This window comes from Flavihumibacter fluminis (assembly GCF_021491375.1).
Classification (GTDB): Bacteria; Bacteroidota; Bacteroidia; order Chitinophagales; family Chitinophagaceae; genus Flavihumibacter; species Flavihumibacter fluminis.
The window spans coordinates 1-288 of sequence record NZ_JAKEVY010000028.1 but is presented as its reverse complement, the minus strand read 5'-3'; the positions used below and the strand labels follow the sequence as shown (position 1 = coordinate 288).

Genomic DNA, 288 nt, shown 5'->3' with positions numbered 1-288 from the left:
CCAAAGGCGACTCGGTCTTCGCCGGTACGCTCAATCAAAACGGCAGCATAGCCATCCGCGTGGAGAAATCCAGCCAACAAACCTTGCTTTCCAACATCATCCGGCGGGTGAAACTGGCACAGGGATCCAAAGCCCCCGTGCAGCAGCTGGTCGACAAGATCGCGGCGGTCTTTGTGCCCACGGTATTGGCGATCGGCGTGGTCACCTTACTAATTTGGGGCCTAAGCGGGATCGAGGAAGCTTGGCTGAGGGGCATGCTGGCCTTTGTCACCGTGCTCGTAATCGCCT

Annotated in this window: 1 protein-coding gene; it reads left to right on the top strand. The window is 58.3% G+C overall.

Features of this window, described 5'->3' with window-relative positions; all coding sequences use genetic code 11:
* Positions 1 to 288 (top strand): P-type ATPase actuator domain-containing protein (locus L0U88_RS20760; RefSeq protein WP_491893171.1); only part of this gene is annotated, 288 nt, incomplete at both ends.